This is a genomic window from Candidatus Binataceae bacterium (genome assembly GCA_035294265.1).
In the GTDB taxonomy this organism is placed as follows: Bacteria; Desulfobacterota; Binatia; order Binatales; family Binataceae; genus DATGLK01.
Genome location: DATGLK010000095.1, coordinates 71,217 through 90,672, shown reverse-complemented (window position 1 = coordinate 90,672; position 19,456 = coordinate 71,217). Strand labels below are relative to the sequence as shown.

General features: G+C 62.0%; 19 protein-coding genes and 1 tRNA gene. 13 read left to right on the top strand and 7 right to left on the bottom strand.

Translation table 11 applies throughout. The annotated features are described in order from the left end of the window. Positions 1 to 72 precede the first annotated feature (72 nt). A complete protein-coding gene (locus VKV28_15005; GenBank protein ID HLH78110.1) occupies positions 73 to 369 on the top strand; it encodes a 4a-hydroxytetrahydrobiopterin dehydratase in 297 nt (98 codons plus the stop codon). A gap of 4 nt (positions 370 to 373) precedes the next feature. Then, positions 374 to 1,273, top strand: a complete 900-nt coding sequence (locus tag VKV28_15000; protein HLH78109.1) for a hypothetical protein — start codon at positions 374 to 376, stop codon at positions 1,271 to 1,273. Between the two features lie 193 nt (positions 1,274 to 1,466). Here the strand turns inward: VKV28_15000 and VKV28_14995 are convergent, their stop codons facing one another. Then, on the bottom strand, positions 1,467 to 1,790 hold the full coding sequence (locus tag VKV28_14995) for a cellulose binding domain-containing protein (protein HLH78108.1): 324 nt from the start codon (positions 1,788 to 1,790) through the stop codon (positions 1,467 to 1,469). A 127-nt stretch (positions 1,791 to 1,917) separates the two neighbouring features. Between VKV28_14995 and VKV28_14990 the strand changes: the two genes are divergently transcribed. Further along, the gene (locus VKV28_14990; protein ID HLH78107.1) at positions 1,918 to 4,230 is read left to right on the top strand and encodes an FUSC family protein; all 2,313 of its coding nucleotides are present in this window, start codon (positions 1,918 to 1,920) and stop codon (positions 4,228 to 4,230) included. An 18-nt stretch (positions 4,231 to 4,248) separates the two neighbouring features. Here the strand turns inward: VKV28_14990 and VKV28_14985 are convergent, their stop codons facing one another. Then, entirely contained in the window at positions 4,249 to 4,665 is a 417-nt protein-coding gene (locus tag VKV28_14985; protein HLH78106.1) for a glycine zipper domain-containing protein, read from the bottom strand. A 285-nt stretch (positions 4,666 to 4,950) separates the two neighbouring features. Between VKV28_14985 and VKV28_14980 the strand changes: the two genes are divergently transcribed. From VKV28_14980 to VKV28_14935, 10 genes are all read left to right on the top strand, one after another. Beyond that, entirely contained in the window at positions 4,951 to 5,418 is a 468-nt protein-coding gene (locus VKV28_14980; GenBank protein HLH78105.1) for a hypothetical protein, read from the top strand. 227 nt (positions 5,419 to 5,645) lie between these two features. Then, entirely contained in the window at positions 5,646 to 6,518 is an 873-nt protein-coding gene (locus tag VKV28_14975; protein ID HLH78104.1) for an isocitrate lyase/PEP mutase family protein, read from the top strand. Then, positions 6,497 to 8,929, top strand: a complete 2,433-nt coding sequence (locus VKV28_14970; GenBank protein HLH78103.1) for a tetratricopeptide repeat protein — start codon at positions 6,497 to 6,499, stop codon at positions 8,927 to 8,929. Before VKV28_14975 ends, VKV28_14970 begins: the two co-directional genes overlap by 22 nt. Positions 8,930 to 9,054: 125 nt before the next feature. Continuing rightward, entirely contained in the window at positions 9,055 to 9,696 is a 642-nt protein-coding gene (locus tag VKV28_14965; protein ID HLH78102.1) for a MotA/TolQ/ExbB proton channel family protein, read from the top strand. Then, positions 9,686 to 10,144 (top strand): biopolymer transporter ExbD, encoded by a 459-nt coding sequence (locus VKV28_14960; protein HLH78101.1) that lies wholly within the window; start codon positions 9,686 to 9,688, stop codon positions 10,142 to 10,144. Before VKV28_14965 ends, VKV28_14960 begins: the two co-directional genes overlap by 11 nt. A 17-nt stretch (positions 10,145 to 10,161) precedes the next feature. Beyond that, positions 10,162 to 10,617, top strand: a complete 456-nt coding sequence (locus VKV28_14955; protein HLH78100.1) for a biopolymer transporter ExbD — start codon at positions 10,162 to 10,164, stop codon at positions 10,615 to 10,617. 14 nt (positions 10,618 to 10,631) lie between these two features. Next, positions 10,632 to 11,870: a vWA domain-containing protein gene (locus VKV28_14950; protein HLH78099.1), complete on the top strand. Its 1,239-nt coding sequence runs from the start codon at positions 10,632 to 10,634 to the stop codon at positions 11,868 to 11,870. A gap of 99 nt (positions 11,871 to 11,969) precedes the next feature. After that, positions 11,970 to 12,046: transfer RNA gene (locus tag VKV28_14945), tRNA-Pro, on the top strand. Positions 12,047 to 12,303: 257 nt separating this feature from the next. Beyond that, the gene (locus VKV28_14940; protein ID HLH78098.1) at positions 12,304 to 13,116 is read left to right on the top strand and encodes a class I SAM-dependent methyltransferase; all 813 of its coding nucleotides are present in this window, start codon (positions 12,304 to 12,306) and stop codon (positions 13,114 to 13,116) included. A 172-nt stretch (positions 13,117 to 13,288) separates the two neighbouring features. Next, complete coding sequence (locus tag VKV28_14935) at positions 13,289 to 14,041, top strand: hypothetical protein (protein ID HLH78097.1); 753 nt, start codon at positions 13,289 to 13,291, stop codon at positions 14,039 to 14,041. Between the two features lie 70 nt (positions 14,042 to 14,111). On the opposite strand, the gene VKV28_14930 is transcribed toward VKV28_14935, so the two are convergent. The 5 genes from VKV28_14930 to VKV28_14910 all read right to left on the bottom strand — a co-directional run bounded on the left by VKV28_14930 (position 14,112) and on the right by VKV28_14910 (position 19,350). Next, positions 14,112 to 14,939: a hypothetical protein gene (locus VKV28_14930; GenBank protein ID HLH78096.1), complete on the bottom strand. Its 828-nt coding sequence runs from the start codon at positions 14,937 to 14,939 to the stop codon at positions 14,112 to 14,114. Between the two features lie 63 nt (positions 14,940 to 15,002). Beyond that, a complete protein-coding gene (locus VKV28_14925; GenBank protein ID HLH78095.1) occupies positions 15,003 to 16,334 on the bottom strand; it encodes a hypothetical protein in 1,332 nt (443 codons plus the stop codon). A 183-nt stretch (positions 16,335 to 16,517) separates the two neighbouring features. Beyond that, positions 16,518 to 17,555 (bottom strand): MBL fold metallo-hydrolase, encoded by a 1,038-nt coding sequence (locus VKV28_14920; protein ID HLH78094.1) that lies wholly within the window; start codon positions 17,553 to 17,555, stop codon positions 16,518 to 16,520. A gap of 70 nt (positions 17,556 to 17,625) precedes the next feature. Further along, positions 17,626 to 18,429, bottom strand: a complete 804-nt coding sequence (locus VKV28_14915) for an alpha/beta hydrolase (protein HLH78093.1) — start codon at positions 18,427 to 18,429, stop codon at positions 17,626 to 17,628. A 90-nt stretch (positions 18,430 to 18,519) separates the two neighbouring features. Further along, the gene (locus VKV28_14910; GenBank protein HLH78092.1) at positions 18,520 to 19,350 is read right to left on the bottom strand and encodes a phosphatase PAP2 family protein; all 831 of its coding nucleotides are present in this window, start codon (positions 19,348 to 19,350) and stop codon (positions 18,520 to 18,522) included. Positions 19,351 to 19,456 lie beyond the last annotated feature (106 nt).

Genomic DNA, 19,456 nt, shown 5'->3' with positions numbered 1-19,456 from the left:
CGCTGAGGAAAGGGACTATCGTCGCACCGCTGAGCCTGAAGGTGTAACCTCTGGACGGAGGTAAAACCTGCCATGGCACAGCTCAGTAACGAAGCGATCGAGCGCGGTCTAAACGCGCTCCCGGGCTGGAAGTTGCACGACGGCGCCATCGCCAAACAGTTCCGTTGCTCCGGTTTTGCAGCGGCGATGGCACTGGTCAACTGGGTCGCTTGGCAGGCCGAAGCCGCCGACCATCATCCCGATATCCTGATCAACTACAATCGCGTCACCTTCACCTGCTCCACCCACAGCGAAGGCGGGGTTACCGACAAAGACCTGGCCCTGGCGGCCGCCATCGAGCGATCGGCGCAGGCAGCTCAAGCGTCGTAGCATCATGAAACTTGCGGTTCCCGATCTGATTTCGAATTCGTATTTTCCCGCGGTAGCGGCGGTGGAAATGGGGCTGTTCGCACGCGAAGACATGGACGTAAGTCTGGAGCTGATCTTTCCGGTGGACCGAGCCTATGCTGCCTTACGCGAAGGCACGGTGGATTTCGTCGGCGGCTCGGCCCATTCCGCCCTGGCCGCCTTTCCCCGCTGGGAGGGGGTCAAACTTTTATGCGCGCAAGCCCAGGGAATGTACTGGTTCCTGGTGATGCGGCGCGATCTCAATCCAGTGCGCGGCGATTTGAGCATCGTCAAAGGGCGCCGCATCGGCGCCGCGCCTTGGGTGGAAATGGGGCTGCGCCGCTTGCTAAGCGAGGCCGGCATCGAGCCCGAGAGCAACGCGGTGCGGATTGCGCCGGTGCCGGGTGCGCAGGGAGCGGGGGTCAATTTCGGCCTGACCGCGGCGCGGGCTCTGGAAGCGAGACAGATCGATGGCTTTTGGGCCAACGGAATGGGCGCCGAGGTCGCAGTGCGGCGCGGGGTGGGCAGCGTAGTGCTCGACGTCCGCCGCGGTGACGGCCCGCCCGCCGCGTTCCATTACACCTTCGCCGCGCTAGCCGCGGCCGAGCGTCTGAGCACGCGCGATGCGGCCGGCGCGCGCCGCGCGATCGCCGCCGCCCAGGCCGCGCTGCGCGCCGATTACACCTGCGCAAGCGAAATCGGTCGCAAGCTATTCCCACCTCAAGAGGCCGAGCTTATCGCCGAGCTGGTTCGCCGCGACCTGCCCTTTTACGACCCCGCGATTTCGCCGCAAACCGTCAGCGGGATGAATCGCTTCGCGATCGAGATGGGAATCCTGGACCATGACGTGCCCTACGACCAGGTCGTCGCCATCCTGCCGGGGTGATCCGGCGCCCGCTGGTACGCGGATTGTTCCGAGTTACGGAAGAATCTCGAAACGCCCCAGGCGGTATGGCCGATAGAGCCCAAAGTCTCTTCTGTCCACGGTGAAGATCCGGCGGATTTTTTCGCGCTCAGCGATCCGGACCAAAGCCGCGTCGGCTAAATCCATCGGCAGGTCCCGATACTTCCACATGAGCTCACTCAGGCGAGGACAATCGTTGGGCCAACGGCACGAAGCGGCCGCTCAAATTGCCGCATCCCACTTGCGCCCAATCGCAATTGAATTGCTGCGCCATACCTTGGGCGTTGGTCAGCCAATAACGAATCGTCACCTGGCTTAGATTGATGGGACTGGTACCCGCGTTGACGATCTGGAACCATGGCACCGCTTGCGAGCTGATCGGTGCCGTCGATTGAGTAGTGTAAAGCACGCTCAGGCCGCTATTGGCCGCGCGCGCGTGAGCACAAAAGGTGGCAATCAATCCCAGCGCGAGTATTGCGCCCAGTATCCGTCGGTGCATGGTCGAGGGTTCCTTTTTCCCCTGGGGTTCGTTACCGCCCGAGTCATTTAGACGACAATAGGTTGATTTCGATACAATTCGATTACAGCAGATAGCGCATGACAGACATCAAGAGCGAAATCAGCAGGTGAACTCTTCGCCCGCGCAAACCACGCCCCTTTCACTCCCGCCCGTTATCCGCGCCGGACGGCGGCTGCGCCGCCTTTTGGCGCTACAATGGCGTGGCCTTTGCCGGACGTTGCGCGGATTCGAGCACCTGCTGGCCGAGGAGTTGCGCCCAAGCCCGGGGCGGCTTACAGCGGCGCTGCGCAGCGCGGTTATCCTCGCGCTGGGGGCGGGTCTAATGGCTGCGATGGGCATCGACGGCCCCAACGGTCCATATATTCTCAACGGACTGGTGGGCAGCCCCGCGGCAATGACGGCCAGCAGCGCGGCAATTTTAAGCGTCAGCCAGGCGCTGGCAGCCGGCTCCTCACTGCCGATTATCGGGGTGCTGGTCGAGGCGCCATGGCTGATGGTCGCCTTCTTTGCCCTGATAGCCGTGATCCTCAGTTACGCGATGATGGGACCACTGTCGGCGGGCAAGTGGCTTTACGTTGAAATCTCCTTCCTCAATACCTTCTTTCTGATGGTCTTCAACCCAACCAACAGTGGCTGGGCGGTTGCCTACACCCTGGCCGGCGGCTTGGTCTCCTTCGCCCTCCTGCTGCTATGCGATCAATGGCTATGGCCAGTATCGGCACAGCGGACTTTGCTTGCGGTCCTGGCGCGGGACTTGGCTCGCTTGGGCGGTCGCTTGGCACTGGCCGGACGCCATTATCTGGACCCTGCCCAGCCGCTTCCCCGCTCCACCGTAGCCTCGCGTCTGCCACTCCATCTCAATCTGCTGGCCACGGCGGTGAGCGAGGGCCTGCCACCCGATCGCGAAGCGATTCTGACCGCTGCTGTGACGCTTGCGGCGCGGTTGGAAATCGAGGTCGAGCGGGTCCTGGTAATCGCCTCCGAAGCCGGGCCCACGCACCTGCGGACAGCGCTGACGGGCCAGTTGCGCACCATGCTCGACGCTTTGGATCACGCGATGGCACGCCATGTCGAGCATCTGGAGCGCGGGCTGGACGGTACCCCAGACGAGGCGCTCGCGGCAGCCGTAGCCCAAGACGCCGCGGCGCTTGAGCAGTTGCTATCAAGCCAGCAAGAGCTACTGGCCGACCGCCGGCTGGGGCCCGAAGCCAGCAATCGCAGCGCCTTCGTGGTGGGTATGCGCCGGTTGGTGCGATTGCTTGAGCGCGCCCCCGATGCTCCGCCCATCGCCGTGAGCGCAAACGCCAGGCCACCGGTCAATCGGCTGCTTCCCCTCAATCGCGCTCAACTGGCGCATGCGATCAAAGTCGCCGCCGCGATGACGGTGGGCTTTCTCGTCGTCATCACCAGCAATCATGCCGAGTTGGATACGGTATCGCTCACGGTGATGATCTGCGCGCTGCCCAGTTACGGCGCGACTCTGCGCAAGATGAACCTGCGCTTGGCGGGCGCGGCGCTGGGCGGAGCGTTGGCGATCGCGGCGATGCAAGTGGTCTCGCCCAACAGCGAGACCCTGGGGGTATATATTCTGGCTCTCTTCGCGGGCACAGTGGGAAGCTTTTACGCCGGCCAATCCAGCCCACGCCTGGCATATATGGGCAAGCAGATTGGAGTAACCTTCATCCTTGCCTATGTGGGGCTGAGCCCGGCCGCCAACGTTTACACCCCGCTTTGGCGAATCTGGGGCGTGTTTCTGGGGGTCGCCATCGTGGGGCTGGTATTCCTGGTCCTGAGCCCCGATTATGCCGCCCGCTCGATGGTGACGCGGGTGCGCCGCTTGCTCCAGACTAGCCTTGAATTGCTGCCCAATCACGTTGCAGCCCATCATCTCACTGAAGCCGATATCGAAGGCAAGGTCTTCGAGATGGTTCGACTATTCGTTGAATTGTTGGGCGTGGTCGACGACGCCCGGCTGGAGGGGACGCGCAGCGGAATCTATCCTGATCAGGTAGTCCACGCCTGCGGCACTCTGCGCCGCATCTGCTATCGGGTAGGCGACCTCGCCAAATGGCGGCTGGCTTATCCCAACATCTCCTCGATGAGCATGGCTGTGATGGCTGAATTCGAGGAGGCTCTGCGCGAACGGCTGAATTATTGGCTACGCTACCTGGACTGCGTAATCATCGGCCCGCGCCAGCTCCACTTTCCCAAGCCCCAAACCCCCGCCCCTGATGTATTGGTCCAGCGCTTGGCCACATTGGAACGCCATTTCTCGGGGCCGGGTCTCAATGAAATCGACTCTTGGCCAGTGCTAGCCAAGACTTCCTTGTTGGCGCAAGTCGAATCCTGCGGGCGACTAGTGGTCCTCGCCAACGAAATGGACGAGCAACTGTCCCGGGTGGCGCGACGCTGGGTTTAGCGCTATCACCCAGGCCCTCTACTCCGTTTCCAGACTCTCCGCCATCTGTTGCTGTTGGATTTGAACGCTGCGAGCCTGCTGCGCCTGCAGGCGGTCGATTTCCTGGGCCTGGAGCTGATGAATCTCCGCACGCTGGCGGGCCAGCTCTTGTTGCTCAGCCGAAACCTCGCCAGCCAACTGGTAATTGCGTTCCTGATCAACCTGCAAGCCGTGCCCAATCAGACCACCCGCAGCCGCGCCTAAACCGCCACCAATCAAAGCACCGCCCAGCGGATGGCCCACCGCACTTCCGACCAGCGCACCCGCTCCGGCACCTAGAACCCCACCGCCCAACAACCCCTCGGTGGTCGAAGTGAGCGCCTGAGCCTGGCCAGTGCCAGACCAAAAAAGCGCAAGCAAAAGCACCGCAAGCCCCCAGCTAAACGCCGCTTTCATCGATCCAATTCTCCTTTTTCAACCGATTTTTACCTGTTGGCAATCGGTTTCGCCGGCTAAGCGAAAAGCGTGCCGACAATAAGCAGGCGATTTAAACGGCTTCAAGGCTTCGTTCGGCTGCTCGCCTGTAAGTTTTACAAAGCTGCTTTAAAATTCTGCTTCTTGCTACGGGCCTCAGGATCCGTGGGTCGGTGCGTAAACTCAAACACAATTCGGTACTGAGGGGCGGGCGGTATGCAAATTGCTCCTGGACCGGGAGTGGTATTTCAAAAGGATAAACTCAAAATGATCAAACCTCGATTTTTCTCTCTTTTTTCGTTCGGTGCCGCAAGCCTGATCGCGGGCGCGCTTTGCTTAAGTCGCCCGGTACAGGCGCAAACGGCAGCGCAAATTTTCGCTCGGCCGCTTGGCGCTCAATGTCAAAGTGGGACCAAAACGCGCCTGATTCTGCATGGCGTGAGCTTTCAGCCTAACAGCGACAGGCTTACCGCCGCCGCGGGCGGGTTGCTCGATGACGCGGCGGGCTGGGTGAGGAGCAACCCCTGCGCCAGCGTGTATGTCGAAACCGCGGCTGATAACGCCTCTGCCCTGAGCCGGGCGCGCGCTCAGGTTATTGAAGCACGACTGATGCGGGATGGAGTGGTGCCGGCCCATCTGGTCGTCGCGCAAGTCCAGGCCCAGCCCCCACCCCCCGCGCCATCCTCTCTGATCATGGCGACCCAGCAGTCTCAGCTCACACCGCCGCGCTCCTGACGCACCTGCGCAGCGCGGGCGCGCGCGTTGGGCATCAAGGCGTCAACGCTTGCGCCCGCCCGCAACTCCCTACTGACAGAGGCGCTTTCTCGCTCTCAAAGCAGGCTTATCCCGAGCATCAGCAGCGATCCGCCCTTGGTCGCGGCGTGGTTTAATCCTAAGATGCGGCTGCAATAGCGGTCGTCATCAAATGCAGCGACCGCCAAAAACGTAGCGGGAGATGAGCAATGAGTAATCCGGTGGTGCGCGAGAAGCTGGCGCGCAAGGAATTTTTTGTCGCCCCTGGTATCAACGACATGGCCACCGCGGCAATCGCCAACGCCATCGGTTTCGACATCGTGTATGGGACTGGCTTTTGGCTCACCGCCTCGCTCTACGGACTACCCGACGCCGGCCTGGCCAGCTACACCCAAATGCTGGAGGCGATGGCGACTCTGGTACGAACCTCCAAGGGGGCGGTGATCGCCGATGCCGATACCGGCTACGGCGGCCTGCTCAACGTTCATCATACGGTGCGCGGCTACGAAGCTGCCGGGGTCTCGGCCATTCAGATTGAGGATCAGGAATTTCCCAAAAAATGCGGCCATACCCCTAATAAACGCGTAATCCCGCTGGCCGATATGGTGGAAAAGGTTAAGGTGGCCTGCGCCGCCCGGCACGACGCCTTAAACACCCTTATCATCGCCCGCACCGACGCGCGCGCAGTGGAGGGCTTCGACGCCTCCTTGCGCCGGGCCGAGGCTTACGCCGCCGCCGGGGCAGATATCATCTTTCTAGAGGCGCTCACCAGCGACGACGAGATGGTCAAGGCCTGCAAGGCGATCGACAAGCCAATGATGGTCAACATGGCCGACGGCGGCAAAACGCCAATCCGCAGCGCCGCGGTGCTCAAAGAGATGGGCTTCGCCTTCGCGATTTATCCTTCCACCGCCGGCTTGGCGGCAGCCGCGGCCACCGCTCATGCCCTGCGAATCATCAAGGAAACTGGCAGCAGCCGCGATCCCAGCCTCAAGCTGTTCGACTTCGAGCAGTTTTGCCGTTTGATAGGCTTCACCGAGGTGTGGGAATTCGAGGCGAAATGGGCGCGCGGCGAGGGGTAACGCTGACTCCGATGCACCGTCGTGGCGGTCTCAGCGCACGCTTTTGCAGCTTGCTTGCAGCGGCCGGCTTGCTGGCAGTGCTGCTGGGAACAGCCGCGGCAGACGCGCAGACGCTGGAGGAATTCAACCAGCGGCTGCTCGCCAGTGAGACCCGCCTGGGTTCGGCGCTAAACGATCCGCGTGCGGGCGAGGCGATGGCAGAGGAGCTGGACCGCGACGAGGCTCAATTCGCCAACTACACCGCCGATCCGCGCGCCAGCACCGCACAACTTGGACTGGCTTATCAGCGCCTGGACGGGATGCTGGAGAAACTTTACCGCACCTGGCGTGACAAACATAACGCCTGCCTGACCACGATCGGCAACGGCGGCCAGTGCGACTACGAGCAGCCTGAGCAACTGGAGCTGCGCACGCTCTATCCGCTCTCCTGGCTGCGCTTTCACGCCAGCGTCCTGTTCCGCTCCCAGCCCCAAGTCCGCCGCCGCATGCTGGAGCAGGCCATCGCTGGCTTCTCGCAAAGCACGCTGGTCCTGCTCAATCCCGACCTGATCCGCGAAAATCTATTGGGACGAGCCTTTTGCGAGCGCGATTTGGGCCAATTCGATCATGCTCAATATGTCAAGGCCTTGGCCGACTTCAACCAGGTGCTGAAGGCGGGCCCGCACAGCGCCCAATATGTAGCCGCTCAGCAAGGCTTGGCAACCACCTATGCCGCGATGGGGGCGGCGGACAAAGCAGCGGCGATTTCCGCTAGTTTGGCTCAGAACGCGGCTGCTGGAGGCCAGCAGGAGGGCTCCCAGCTATTTCGCCTGGAAGAGCTGCTCAAAGCCGAGAGCGCCAGCCAAAATCCCCTCCAGCGCACCAAGTACCACCGCGAAGCGGTCGATGTGTTACGTCAGATTGCACACCAGGGACAAGCTTGGCCTGCAGCGGTGGCTGCCGTGATTCGCTATGTTCAAAACCCTACCGCAGAGTTGGGCGGCGGCGATCCGTTCGAGAGCTACCTGCTGGCCTCGGTGCTCTACACTCAACACCAGGCTATGGCGGCAGCCCATTATTTCCTGCTCGCGGCACGTAGCGGCCGTTATCCTCAAGCCTACAAATATGCGGTGGAAATCTATTACTCTCAGAGGCGTTACGACCTAATCGATCCGGTGTTGCAAAATCTGGTCGCGCAGCGCCGGGCGCCGCTGGCTGACTGGGCCGGCTACATGCGCTTCAAGCTGGCGCGCCAGCGCCGGGAGCAAAGCGGCCGGCAAAATCAAGCCCTACGTCAACTTTGGATCGGGCGGGCCCGCGATTATCTAGCCCGCTTTCCCCACGGCCAGTATGCCTATGAGCCGCGCTTTCGCCTGGCCGAACTGCTCCAGCAGCAAGGCCAATATGGCGCGGCAGCGGCCCAATACGATCAAGTCACAGGCGATAAATATTACGATTTTGCCGCTGCCTTCAACGCGGCTCAGTGCCGCTATCAATTGCTCGCCGCGGCCTGGCAGCAAGCCAGTTCCCCCTCGCTGAGCGCCCTGAGCAAAACCACTCGCGCCGCGTTGGAGGCGGTTATCGCGCGGGCGCCCAAGGTGGCGCAGCAGTTGCCCGCTCAGCGCCAGTTCATTGTCGATTCGCGCGGGCGTGCGACGTATATGCTGGCCGCGCTCTTGGTCCGTCAAAGACCGCCCAACCAACAGCGCATCGCGCAACTACTGGACGGCTTTCAACGCGACTATCCCAGCCTCGAAAGTTATTTCGATGACACTATTCGCTGGCGCCTGAGCGCGCTTTTGGCCCTGGGGCAGTTTGCTCAGGCCCAGCAACTGCTCGCCCCGTTGCTTTCCTCCGATGCGCGGCCGCAGCCTAGCGCCGATTTCTTAAAGGAACTCGGGATGGATTGCTGGAACGAGGCCACCGCGCGGCGGGCAAGTGGCGATCGCGCCGGGACGTTGGCCAGCGCTCGCCTCACCGTGCTGCTATACGACTACTTCGCTCGCGCCCAAGCCGCCGGCATTATCCCGGCACGCGATCTGACCGGCACACTGTCGATTCTGGGCGAAGCTGAGATGGAGCTTGGGGATAATGCGCGGGCCCAGGCCATATTCACCACCGTGGTCCAAGCGGTTCCCACTTCGCCCGACGCCAACGCCGGCCTGGCCCGTCTGGCGCAGGCGCGGGGCGATTACAAAGAGGCGGCGGAGCGGTGGAGCGCGGTGGAAAACAACGCCGCGGAATCTGACGTCCTGTGGTACGAAGCACAGTATCAATTAGCCCTAATCTACGCCCATGACGGCAACATTGCCGCCGCCTGCGGCAAATTGGCCAACACTCGTAGCGCCCATCCCAGCTTGGACGGCCCAGAAATGAGGGGGCGATGGGACGCACTGCAGCACAAACTTTGTCTGACTAAAGTGCGCTCGTAACCGGTCCCGGGCATCGCACGCGGCTGCTCTTGACAAACCTGCTGATTGAATTAAGTCAGGCGCTACGCCGATCGCGCTCGCCATTGGCCTGCGCGCGGCCAAATACTCCCCGCCAGAGGATAGCCATGCAAGGGCAGTACGGCCTGGTCGCCATGATCCAACAGGGTTACTACGCGACCTATCCGCTGATCGCGATTTCCGTCATTTGTATCACCGTCATTTTGGAGCGCCTGTGGGCTCTGGCCGGACTGCGCCGGCGCATCAATCGCACCGCGCTGGCGACGGCCACGCCGCTGCGCGAGGGCAATTTCGAGGAAGCCTTGCGCCGGCTGGCCTCCCGCCGCTCGCCCGCCGAGCGGCTCTACCACGCGTTGGTCGCGGCCGCTCGCACCGACGACCGCGAGGCGCTGGCGCGAGTGGATGAAGAGCAGCGCTTTGAGGAATTGCTAGGGCTGCGCCGCTACGTGTGGGTACTGGCGACTTCCGGCGCCTCAGCGCCTTTCATCGGCCTGTTCGGCACGGTGGTGGGAATTCTGAGCGCATTTCAATCGATGGCGATCATGGGCACGGGCGGCTTTTCGGTAGTCGCCGCCGGTATTTCCGAGGCTCTGATCTCGACCGCACTGGGACTGGCAGTGGCCATCATCGCGGTAATTTTTTACAATTATTTTTCGGTTCGCATCGAAAATCTCAACGCCCTGATGCATGTGGGGGCCAATCGGCTGATCAACGCCGCCCTAGAAGGACGCCAAGCCAGTGGCAATTAGCACGCCCAGCGGCGGCCGTAATCTGTTCTGGCAGATCAATATCACGCCGCTCACCGACATCTTCCTGGTCCTGCTGATCATCTTCATGATCACCGCCTCGGTTTCGATCGAAGCCCAAAGCCGAATCTCCCTGCCTCAAGCCGATCACACCGCTCCTGAACGGCGCGGCGTGATCGTCACCTACACCGCCAACCGTGAGATCTTCGTCAATTCCAAGGATATTCCCGCGGCTTTGCTGCAGGATACTTTGCACTCCGCGTTGGCGAATATCAGGCCCAAGGTGGTGATCTTTCAGGGCGACCGGCAAGTGCTGCTGGCTGACATGGTAACCTTGATGCGTATCGCGCAAGCCGCCGGCGCCGAGCAAATCGCGATCGCGGCCAAACGCGTTCCTCAGGCCCAGTTCGAGCGCTCGCTGGGACTGATTCAAAGCGGCGCGGGCGGCTGAGGGCAAGACCAATGGCTATGATGAACAGTCCTGGCAGCGATCTGTTTGCCGAAATCAACATCACGCCGCTCACCGACATCTTCCTGGTTTTGCTGATAATCTTCATGGTAGCAGCGGCGGTTACGATCGAGTCTGCCGCGCACGTCGGGCTGTCGCGCAGCGCGCAGGCAAGCAATCAGCCGCAACAAAAGACTGCGGTGGCGGTAAACTTGGACGCCTCGCGCCACCTGTACGTTGACGGCAAGCCGGTCACGCTCGCGAATCTGCAAAGCGCTTTGCAGCGAGCGCTGGCCACCACCACGGCCAAGGTGGTGGTCTTCAAGGGCGACCCGCGAGTAATTTTGGGTGACATGGTAATCGTGTTGGACATCGCCAAACGAGCGGGAGCGCAGCAACTGGGTGTCAGCATGGCGGAGCCCGGCGACATCGCAGCGTCGCAAGCATCACCCCAGGCCCCAGCGACGACCCCCTGAGCTCGGGGCGCCTCATGAATCGACTCTGGAGTGAGCTGGCCGCCGACCACACCTTGGGGGCGGCCCTGATTTTAGCTCTCGCGCTCGCGGCCTGCGCACTGGCGCTGGTCGCGGCCGGCCATCGCCAGTTTCGGCGCTGGCGTACCGCGCCGCGGCTGCCAGGTGAACCTGGCCGGCGTGGGCTGTGGGACACGGTGCGATTGCTGGGTGGCCCCTTTCCACTTTCGATTGCCCTGCACCTGGCGGTGCTACTTATCCTGGTGGGCGTCATTAAGCAGCACGCGGCGCCGGTCCTGCTGACTATCCGCTTGGAGGGCGGAGGTTTTGTCCCGCGCTCGGCGCTGGCCGCCCCGGCGCCACCTCAAGTTGCCACCCCCGAAACCGCGCCCTTGGATATCGCACGCCCGCCGGTGGTTGCGATGCGTACCCAGAACCTGGCCACCGACTACGTGCGCGCCATCGATCGCGCCACGTTGGAGATTGGTAGCGTTGGCCGCGGCGCGACCTACGGCCGAGGGGTGGGCAACAGCTTCGGCGGCTACATCGGCAGACTGCGCCACCAGGGGCTCGACGTCTGCCTGGTAATCGACGGCACGGGCTCGATGGGAGACGTGATCGACGACGTCAAGACCAAGATGAACCAGCTGGTGCTGGCAATCCATCGGCTGGTTCCCACCGCCCGGCTGGGCTTGGTCGAATTCGGCGGCCGTGGCGAACCTATCGAGGTCCACCCCTTCACGCTCTCGCCTGCCGTGATGGGCGGTTATCTAGGGATGATCGAGAGCCAGGGCGGTGGCGAGTGGCAGGAGGATACCCTGGGCGGTATCCGCGCCGCGGTGGAGCAGATGGCTTGGCGGCCGCGCGCCAAGAAGGTAATCGTGCTGGTGGGCGATACGCCTCCCTTCGCCGAAGACATGGAAAAGGTGATGGACTTGATCAGCCGCTTTCGCGCCGAGGATGGCACCTTCAACACCGTCGATGTAACGGTGGAAGAGCACGAACGCTTCCAGCGCGAGATGTACTACTCGCTCCATCACACCTATCCCAAAACCATCCCGCCCCTGCAGGAGTTCTATCTGGAGACTCAACATGCCTACCAGGAGATGGCGGCGGCGGGTGGGGGCGAATGGCGCAGCCTGACCATGGACATGCAGGTCAACCAGCAGGTCCTGATTCTGGCTTTCGGCCAGCAATGGGAGTCCCAGGTCGCAGCCTTCGGCGGCGGGATCGGCACCACCGCCGCCACCCCCTAATGTCCTGTTGCTACGGGAGCTTTGTTTCTTTTTACTTTCCGCAACCAACCGGCAGGCGTGGTTGAGAGCGTCACGACGGTGTGTTAACGCTTATCCTCGCGGGGCGTGGCGCAGCCTGGTAGCGCACCTGCCTTGGGCGCAGGGAGTCGGCCGTTCAAATCGGCTCGCCCCGACCAAAATCGGGTTGGATCGAGCCCGGAGGTTTTTCTCCGGGCTCCTTCGTCCTGGAATTTGAGGGGAGCGCCAATTTTTTCGCCAACGTACCGGTACACCGGGCGAGGGTTGCACGTGTGTGTCAGTTGCTGGCTCAATCCGGCCAGCGCGTCATGCTCATAGGGTTGAGTTGAACTCCTATTACAAAGTCAAAAATTTAGCGCACGCCAGCGCTCAGGCTCACCCCGAGCGCCCAAACGCACACCGGCGGAACTGATCGATGTCGCGTGTAAGCAAACTGGTACGCACGAAGCTGGGATTTCGCTGGCGGCGCCACCGTCACATGGTTGGCATTCCCCACTATTTCGATCCTATCGGGCGTTCCCAGTTCGAGTTGCTCAAGCTGCTGGGCTTGGCGCCGCATCATTACGTTCTGGACCTGGGCTGCGGCTCGCTAGCGGCGGGCAAGCATCTGATCCCCTATCTCGCGCCTGGCCACTACTGCGGGATCGAACCCAATTCGTGGTTGGTCGCGGATGGTATCGTTTACGAGCTGGGCAAGCGTTGGATTAACCAGCGCCATCCACGTTTTTCAGACAACGATCAGTTCGAATTGACGGTCTTCGATCAGAGTTTTGATTTCATTGTCGCCCATTCGATTTTTTCTCACGCTGCGCAGGCCCAAATCACCAAGAGCCTGAGCCAGGCCCGCCAAGCATTGAAGCCCGAGGGAATTTTCGTCGCCAGCTATTTCAAGGGTCAACACAACTATGAGGGCGAAGCCTGGGTCTATCCCGGCGCGGTCGCTTATACCCCGGCGAAGATGGCGGAGATGGCGGGGGAAAGCGGGCTGACGATGAAGGAACTGGTGTGGCCGGATCTGAATCAGACCTGGGTAGCATTCTTCAATCCGCGCGCCGAACCGACAATTACCAAGCGCCTAGTTGTGGCAGACCGGGCCGCCAACGACAAGGTCATCTATCCGGACCCGCGCGGACCGGCGTGGTTTCGCGATGTGGTGCGCAGATTGCCGCCCGCGCTAAGTAGCCTTTTTCCGCGCGATTCCAAAATGCCCGGCGCGCCCGGCGACTGAACTTCGCTCGAGCGGCGCAGGCCAGTTCAAGCGTAGGTACCTCCAGCTCTGCTCCGCCCGCGGTCTTTACGGGCCGTGCGATGGGTTTAAGTTGCCACAACACGAGCCTAAAATGGGATCGGATTGCCGCGATGGCTGATTGAAGGCGGCGAGGGCCCACAAGATCGTTACTATGCTCCGATTTTTACGACCGACGCTTTGGGGCGAGTTGCTGCTGCTAATGGTAGCGCTCACCGCCAGCGCGCAGGCCCAGCAATCTCTGGAGCTGCCCGCTCAATCCATGCCATCAATCCGCCCGCAGCCCGGAATAAAACTGCCTAATCCCCAAGGCAACAACGTTCAGACTATCCCGATGGCGCCGCCATCCCTTCACTCCCAAGGCAACTCAACCCAGGAGTTGCCGCCGATGCAGCCCCAGGGAAATGCCCAAGCATTGCCCCAAGTAATGCCGGCGCAACCGGTGCTGCCAGCGGTGTTTCGAGGCTGTTGGCGTGGCACAGTTTCTTATCTTGATCGGATCGAGCAGATCGGAGCCTGGCCCATTGGGGCCTGGATTCCCAAAACCTACCTGCTCTGTTATCGGAGGATAGGCAACGGTCCATTCAAGTTGACCTTTACTCAAGCTGGAATGGCGGGGTCCAGCCAAATCGCCCATCCCGCCGGTCAGATGAAGCTTATCTCCAGTGACGGCCGCAGTTACGCGACCATGGATGCCTACCTACAATTCGACGAGTACGATCCCATCATTCACTTCTTCACCCATTCCAGCTTTACCGTAAACGAAGCTGCCCGCTTGCAATGCGCGGTGGGCCCAGATGGGATGATGCGAGTTTCGGGGAGCGTCATGGGTTACCGCAACAGCGCGCCGTGGTTTCGCGCTTGGTGGCACGCCACCTTCGAGCAGGTCAAAAGCGCACCTGAGTGAGCGCCGGGTGGAATAACGCACCATTGGGGTAGGGCGCACAGGCCGCCGGAGCGGCCTGTGCGCTTGGCTTTTAATTCTGGCCGTGCTTGAAAAAATCGGGCACCAGATAAGCAAAGGTCCCGTTGCGCACCGAGTCGGTGGTGAACAGCTCGCCATGCGCCGGATCGAGCGCCACCCCGCTGGGATGGAGCAAATCGGTTTCCGCGCCACGGATGATCGCATGCGGGGCCACGTCGCCGTCGTCGGTTTCGTTCCACACCCCGATGAAACCGAGCGGACCCTGCCAAGCCAGCGGCGGCCCGGTACATCCAGGCCTGGGCTCGAACCCGCCAGCATCATAGGGCGGCTCGTAATACCAATTGCCGGCCGCGGCATAGATCTGACCATGGTAAGCCGCCACGTGCCACAGGCTGAGCAGCCCGGTAGTGGGTCCGGAGATAACCGCCTTGGGCTTGGCATCGCCCTGCGCGGTACGATCGTAAATGTAGAGTGCGCCCTGGAAATGCGCATTGCGCCCTGCCACTACCACCACGTTGCGTTCAGAGTCCACCGCCACTCCCGAGGGCAAGCGCAGTCCCGACACCGGCCCGCCATGGATCACGCGCAGCGGAGCCACGTCGCCGTTACCGCCTAGCGGGAAAACCAGCACCTGATCGGCCGTGAGGTCGGCGATGTACAGCTCGTTGTGCTGATAATCGATGGCCGGCTGCCAGGGGTTGTGGATCAGGGTATGCGGCCCCTGGATCACCCGCACCGGCGCCGGGTCGCCGTTGGCGTCGCCACGCAGGAAGACAATCGAGGCCGCCAGCGGTTCGGTGGCGACGATCAGGTCATCCTTTTCATCGTAGATGATGCCGTGGGCGACTCGCGTCAGTTTGGTCCGTTGTCCTTCGATCACTCGGTCCGGGCTCGCGTCACCACTTGCCAACCTGGCAAATGCCGCAATGCGCGGATCGCTGACTCAATTGGGTACCAGCAGTTCGTCGCGCTTGGAGTCGTAGGCAATCGCCTGCGGATTGCCAAAGCCGGCCGCGATTGCGTCCGCGGGTGCGTTGCGGATAAGTCGCCGGGGCGCCACGTCGCCCCGCGCGGTGCGCGGAAAAATCTCCGCCGTGTGGCCGAAATTAGCCACCCAGATCTCGTCGTGCAGGGCGTCATAGGCGACTCCCATCGGATGGCTAATGTAAGTATGGGGACCGGCCAGGACCCCGACCGGGGCCACGTTGCCCCGGGCATTGCGCGGGAAGATCAGAATCTGGTTGGCCGCTTCGTTGGCCACGAACAGCAGGTTATGGGCGTCGTCCACCGCGATCCCAGTGGGCCAGTTGAAGCGGGTCTTGGAGCCCTGGATGACGCGTACCGGAACCGCGTCGCCTTCGGCGTCGTCGCGAAAGACCGCCACCGACGGCGGGTAATAGTGGCCGCCGTCGCGGTAATCCATGTCCCAGTAGCCAGGATTGGAATTGCCATAGTTGGAGACGAAGATCTCGCTGTTCTTTTCGTCCCATACCAGGCTGTGGGGATCGTTCAGGTCAGTGTGCGGACCGCGAATCGAGCGCACCGGGCGATCGGCGCCATGCGCCTGCAGACGGTAAAAAATGATCTCAGCGTTATGCTGAATCGCCACTGCCATCTGCTTGTAGCGCTGGCTGAGCGCGATCCCGTAGGAGCCGTGCGGAACCGCCAGCACTCGCGACTTGTAATTGCCATTGGCGGTGTACGAAAAGGCCGCCACATCGTCACCGATATCGTTCTCCGTGGTGTAGAACTCATGGCGCACCGGATCGACCGCGATCCCAGCGGCGAAGGACAAGAAAGTCGCCGGCCCCCTAACCCACGTTCGCGCCGGGGTCACCGTCAGGTTGTGCGGCGTAGCCTTCACGTTGATGTCATAAACCAGCACGCTCTTTAAGTTGGTGTCGCTGAGCACCGCGATCCCGTTGCGAGGATCCAGGGCGATCCCGTTGAATTCCGGATAGGGGTCCATCAGCGCCGCGCAGGGCGCCACCGCACCGCCCGCCATCGTGGTAAAAGCTTTGATGAATTTGGGCGATAGCTCATAAACCTGGTTCTCGCCCTGAACCGGCGGGTGAAGCAAGCCGCCCCCACCGGGATGTGCCCGCGGTGCGCCGTTGGCGGGATGTGCACTCTTGCCATGGCTCGCCTCCTGGGCGTAGGCGCGTCGCAACCCCAACCACCCACGGGTCGCCGCATTATCGACGACCACACTCAGGCCCAGCAACAGGACGCCGATAGTGCCAGCGACCCCGACCACCATGCGGGACTTTTTCATTTAAGACCCCCGGCCGACCGCAACCGTAGATTTAGCGCAATTGACTGTACAAGCGAGCCTGAAAACCTGTCAACGCTGCGCTTCCCCGCCATCACCGCGCCAGCGCGCGCCTGAGTTCTCCTCGCACTCGCGCAAAACTGGCCGAGAGGAGGTCACGCCGCCCCGGATCTTGAGCGAGCGGGATCATCGCTCGACCGGAAGCCGCGCATCGGCCCATTCGATCATGCCGCCTTTCAGATTCCAGACGTGCTCGAAGCCCAATCCGGTGAGGATCGCAGCGGCGGTGGCGCTTCGGACCCCAACGCGGCAGATCGCGACGATGTCGCGGCCCTTGGCATACCCAAACTCATCGACCCGCTCGGGCAGTTGCTTCAGCGGGATTAGATGGGCACCCGCGATATGACCCAGCTCTCCGCGATACTCATCTTCTTCGCGAATATCGATTAATATCGGCGGAGTGGCACTGGCGAGCCGCACGTGCAACTCGGCGGCGCTCAGCTGGCGCACCTGGTTGAGTTGCGCCAGCGTGGGAAACTTGAGCGCGCCCGCGTCGATGTCGGATTGGTTGGGTTGCAGCGCCTCCTGGATGCCCTCGGGCAACGGCAAGCCGAGGTTGTTCATCAGGTCGATGTATTCCTCGCGGGATCTGCCCGCCAGGCGCGGATTGGAGCGCTTCTCCTCGCCGATGGTTGAATGGGTGTGTCCGCGATAGTCGTGCGCAGGGTAAACCAGCGTCTCGTCGGGAAGCGTGAACAGCTTGCGCATTATTGAATCGTACTGAATGCCTGCCTCGCCGCCCGCGAAATCGGAGCGTCCGGTCCCATGGATGAACAGAACATCGCCGGTGAAGACGCGGTCCTTCGCAAGCAGGCTTATCGAATCCGGGGTGTGGCCCGGGGTATGGAGGACACGGAGTTCCTCGTTGCCCACTTTCAGCGCCTGACCGTCTTCGACATGGATACTGACGTGCGGAGCGGGCGCCAGACGATGCATCACGACCGGCGCACCGGCCAGTTCGCCCAACACCAACGCGCCGCTGCGATGATCGGCGTGAGTGTGGGTGTCGACGATCGCCTCCAAGCACCATCTGTGATAGGCGAGGACCGCGAGATAGCGCTCGATCTTGTCATGCAAAGGATCGATGACGGCGGCCTTGCGGCTTGCTTCCGAGATCGCCAGATAGGTTTTGCACTTACCCCAATTGAGTTCGCGAAAGATCATTTGACCGCTCCAGCGATTTCAAGGTCTCGCGGCCAGCGCGGTTGAACGCGCAAGGAACCGCGCCGGCAGGTCAGGAGCGCAGCCAAGCAACGATACGCTGATGGATCCCGACCGGGTCGAAGCCGGCAAAGGCATGGCCGGCGCCGGGGATTATCCACAGCTCGGCTTGGGGTAAGCGTTGCTTGAGCACTTGCGCGTTGGCGGGCGGAATCACCTGGTCTTGGTCGCCATGAATGATCATCACAGGGCAGGAAATTTGCGGCAGGCGCTCGTAACTTTCGAATTCAGCCACGCTGAGCAGGGTCTTCTCGGCAACCTCCGGGGTGATCGCCGGCACCGCGGCCAGCGCCAGCAAAAGCATCGGCTTGAGCTCGGGATGGGCGGCAAGAAAAGGCGCGGGATAGAGCAGCGGCAGCAGGATATCCAAGGCCCGCTCGGGGGCGCTGGCGGCAAGCTTGGTCCCGGCCAGCAAGTCCATCAGTACCTGCTCGGGCGGCCGCACCGCGTGAACTCCTCCACACCAGGTGCAGCCCAGGATCAGCTTCTTGACCTGCGCGGGATGGTCGAGGGCCAATTGTTGCGCAATCATGCCACCCATCGAGATGCCATAGATGTGGGCGGCGCCAATCCCCAGCGCCTGGAGCAAATTGCTGGCATCCTCGGCCATCGAGGCCACTGAGTAGGGACCGCTGGGGCGCTCGGAAGTGCCGGTGCCACGGTTATCGAAGAATATGCATTGGAAGCCGGACAGAAAGGGCAGGATTGGCGTCCACGCCGCGCCGGGCATCCCGTAGCCCATCAGCAACAGCAACGGTTCGCCCGTGCCGTAGGTTTCGTAATGCAATTTTATGGAACCAGCCTGGACCAGTGGCATACCAATCTCCTGGGCGCCAAAAATCGCCCAAACCTGACGCTAGTTCAGTTGCGGGGCCAACAAAAGTGGCTGGCGCGGCACGGCGCTTACCTACCAGTCGTACGAGACGCCTGCCCCGCCGCCCTGACCCGAGGGGCCGCTGGCGGAGAAGATCTGCCAGGAGGCGGGATGCTCCTGTTGCTGTTTATGGAAATACAGCACCATCTCGGTCGAGCCGATCCCCAGCAGCGCCGAACCCACGACGTCGGACAGCCAGTGGGCGCCGGTGCCGATCCGGCCCACCCCCACCGCAGTGGCGGCGCCGTAGGCGGGAATCGCCACCATCCAGTTATTGTCGGCGTATTCGCTCAAGCCGCAGGCCAGGGCGAAAGCCGGAGTGGCATGGCCAGAGACAAAGGACTCGCCGTTGTCCCAAAATGCCCAGCGCCCATTGCCGCGATAAGGACGGGCGCGCGCGAAGCCGTATTTGAAGGCAAAGGTGAAGGCCGCGCCCACCGCCGCCCCTTCGCTGGTCGTAATCATGAATTGGCGGGTGCGCTGGTTGTCAGTGTAAAGCCCCCAGCCGTAGGTTGCCGCCGTCACCCCGAGCATGCCGAAAGTAGGGACGTCCTCCAAAACGGTGCCAACGCCGGAAGACATCCCACGAAAATGGCCATACACCGTGTTGTCTAGGGCAAAGCCGGTCCCCAACGCGGCGCCCGCGCCTAGCAGCGTGTAATAAAAGACCGGAGTGCGCAGCGCCTGCCCCAACAACACCGGCGCGGTGAAGAAATCGTAACTGTCGTTGACCGCCTTGTTGACGACGAACCGGCCATCGGCAGCAATTTGGTCGCTCACGCTGCTGTTGTCGGCTTGCGCCGCATAAGGGGCTAGGCAGACCAGCAGCGCGAAAACTGCCGCGCTCAGGCTGACGATTTTCATCCCACAACCGTCCTCGTGCGCTTTGTCGCACCCAAAGGATTGCCCACGCGGTTTGCGGGGCTAATCTGTTTTAAACAAAGCGCGCCGGTAGAACAACCCACTGCCC

Bases quoted from the DNA above. Each gene is read 5' to 3' on its own strand.
- VKV28_15005 (HLH78110.1), top strand. From the start codon at position 73: ATGGCACAGCTCAGTAACGAAGCGATCGAGCGCGGTCTAAACGCGCTC.
- VKV28_15000 (HLH78109.1), top strand. From the start codon at position 374: ATGAAACTTGCGGTTCCCGATCTGATTTCGAATTCGTATTTTCCCGCG.
- VKV28_14995 (HLH78108.1), bottom strand. From the start codon at position 1,790: ATGCACCGACGGATACTGGGCGCAATACTCGCGCTGGGATTGATTGCC.
- VKV28_14985 (HLH78106.1), bottom strand. From the start codon at position 4,665: ATGAAAGCGGCGTTTAGCTGGGGGCTTGCGGTGCTTTTGCTTGCGCTT.
- VKV28_14980 (HLH78105.1), top strand. From the start codon at position 4,951: ATGATCAAACCTCGATTTTTCTCTCTTTTTTCGTTCGGTGCCGCAAGC.
- VKV28_14975 (HLH78104.1), top strand. From the start codon at position 5,646: ATGAGTAATCCGGTGGTGCGCGAGAAGCTGGCGCGCAAGGAATTTTTT.
- VKV28_14970 (HLH78103.1), top strand. From the start codon at position 6,497: ATGGGCGCGCGGCGAGGGGTAACGCTGACTCCGATGCACCGTCGTGGC.
- VKV28_14965 (HLH78102.1), top strand. From the start codon at position 9,055: ATGCAAGGGCAGTACGGCCTGGTCGCCATGATCCAACAGGGTTACTAC.
- VKV28_14955 (HLH78100.1), top strand. From the start codon at position 10,162: ATGATGAACAGTCCTGGCAGCGATCTGTTTGCCGAAATCAACATCACG.
- VKV28_14950 (HLH78099.1), top strand. From the start codon at position 10,632: ATGAATCGACTCTGGAGTGAGCTGGCCGCCGACCACACCTTGGGGGCG.
- VKV28_14940 (HLH78098.1), top strand. From the start codon at position 12,304: ATGTCGCGTGTAAGCAAACTGGTACGCACGAAGCTGGGATTTCGCTGG.
- VKV28_14935 (HLH78097.1), top strand. From the start codon at position 13,289: ATGCTCCGATTTTTACGACCGACGCTTTGGGGCGAGTTGCTGCTGCTA.
- VKV28_14925 (HLH78095.1), bottom strand. From the start codon at position 16,334: ATGAAAAAGTCCCGCATGGTGGTCGGGGTCGCTGGCACTATCGGCGTC.
- VKV28_14920 (HLH78094.1), bottom strand. From the start codon at position 17,555: ATGATCTTTCGCGAACTCAATTGGGGTAAGTGCAAAACCTATCTGGCG.
- VKV28_14915 (HLH78093.1), bottom strand. From the start codon at position 18,429: ATGCCACTGGTCCAGGCTGGTTCCATAAAATTGCATTACGAAACCTAC.
- VKV28_14910 (HLH78092.1), bottom strand. From the start codon at position 19,350: ATGAAAATCGTCAGCCTGAGCGCGGCAGTTTTCGCGCTGCTGGTCTGC.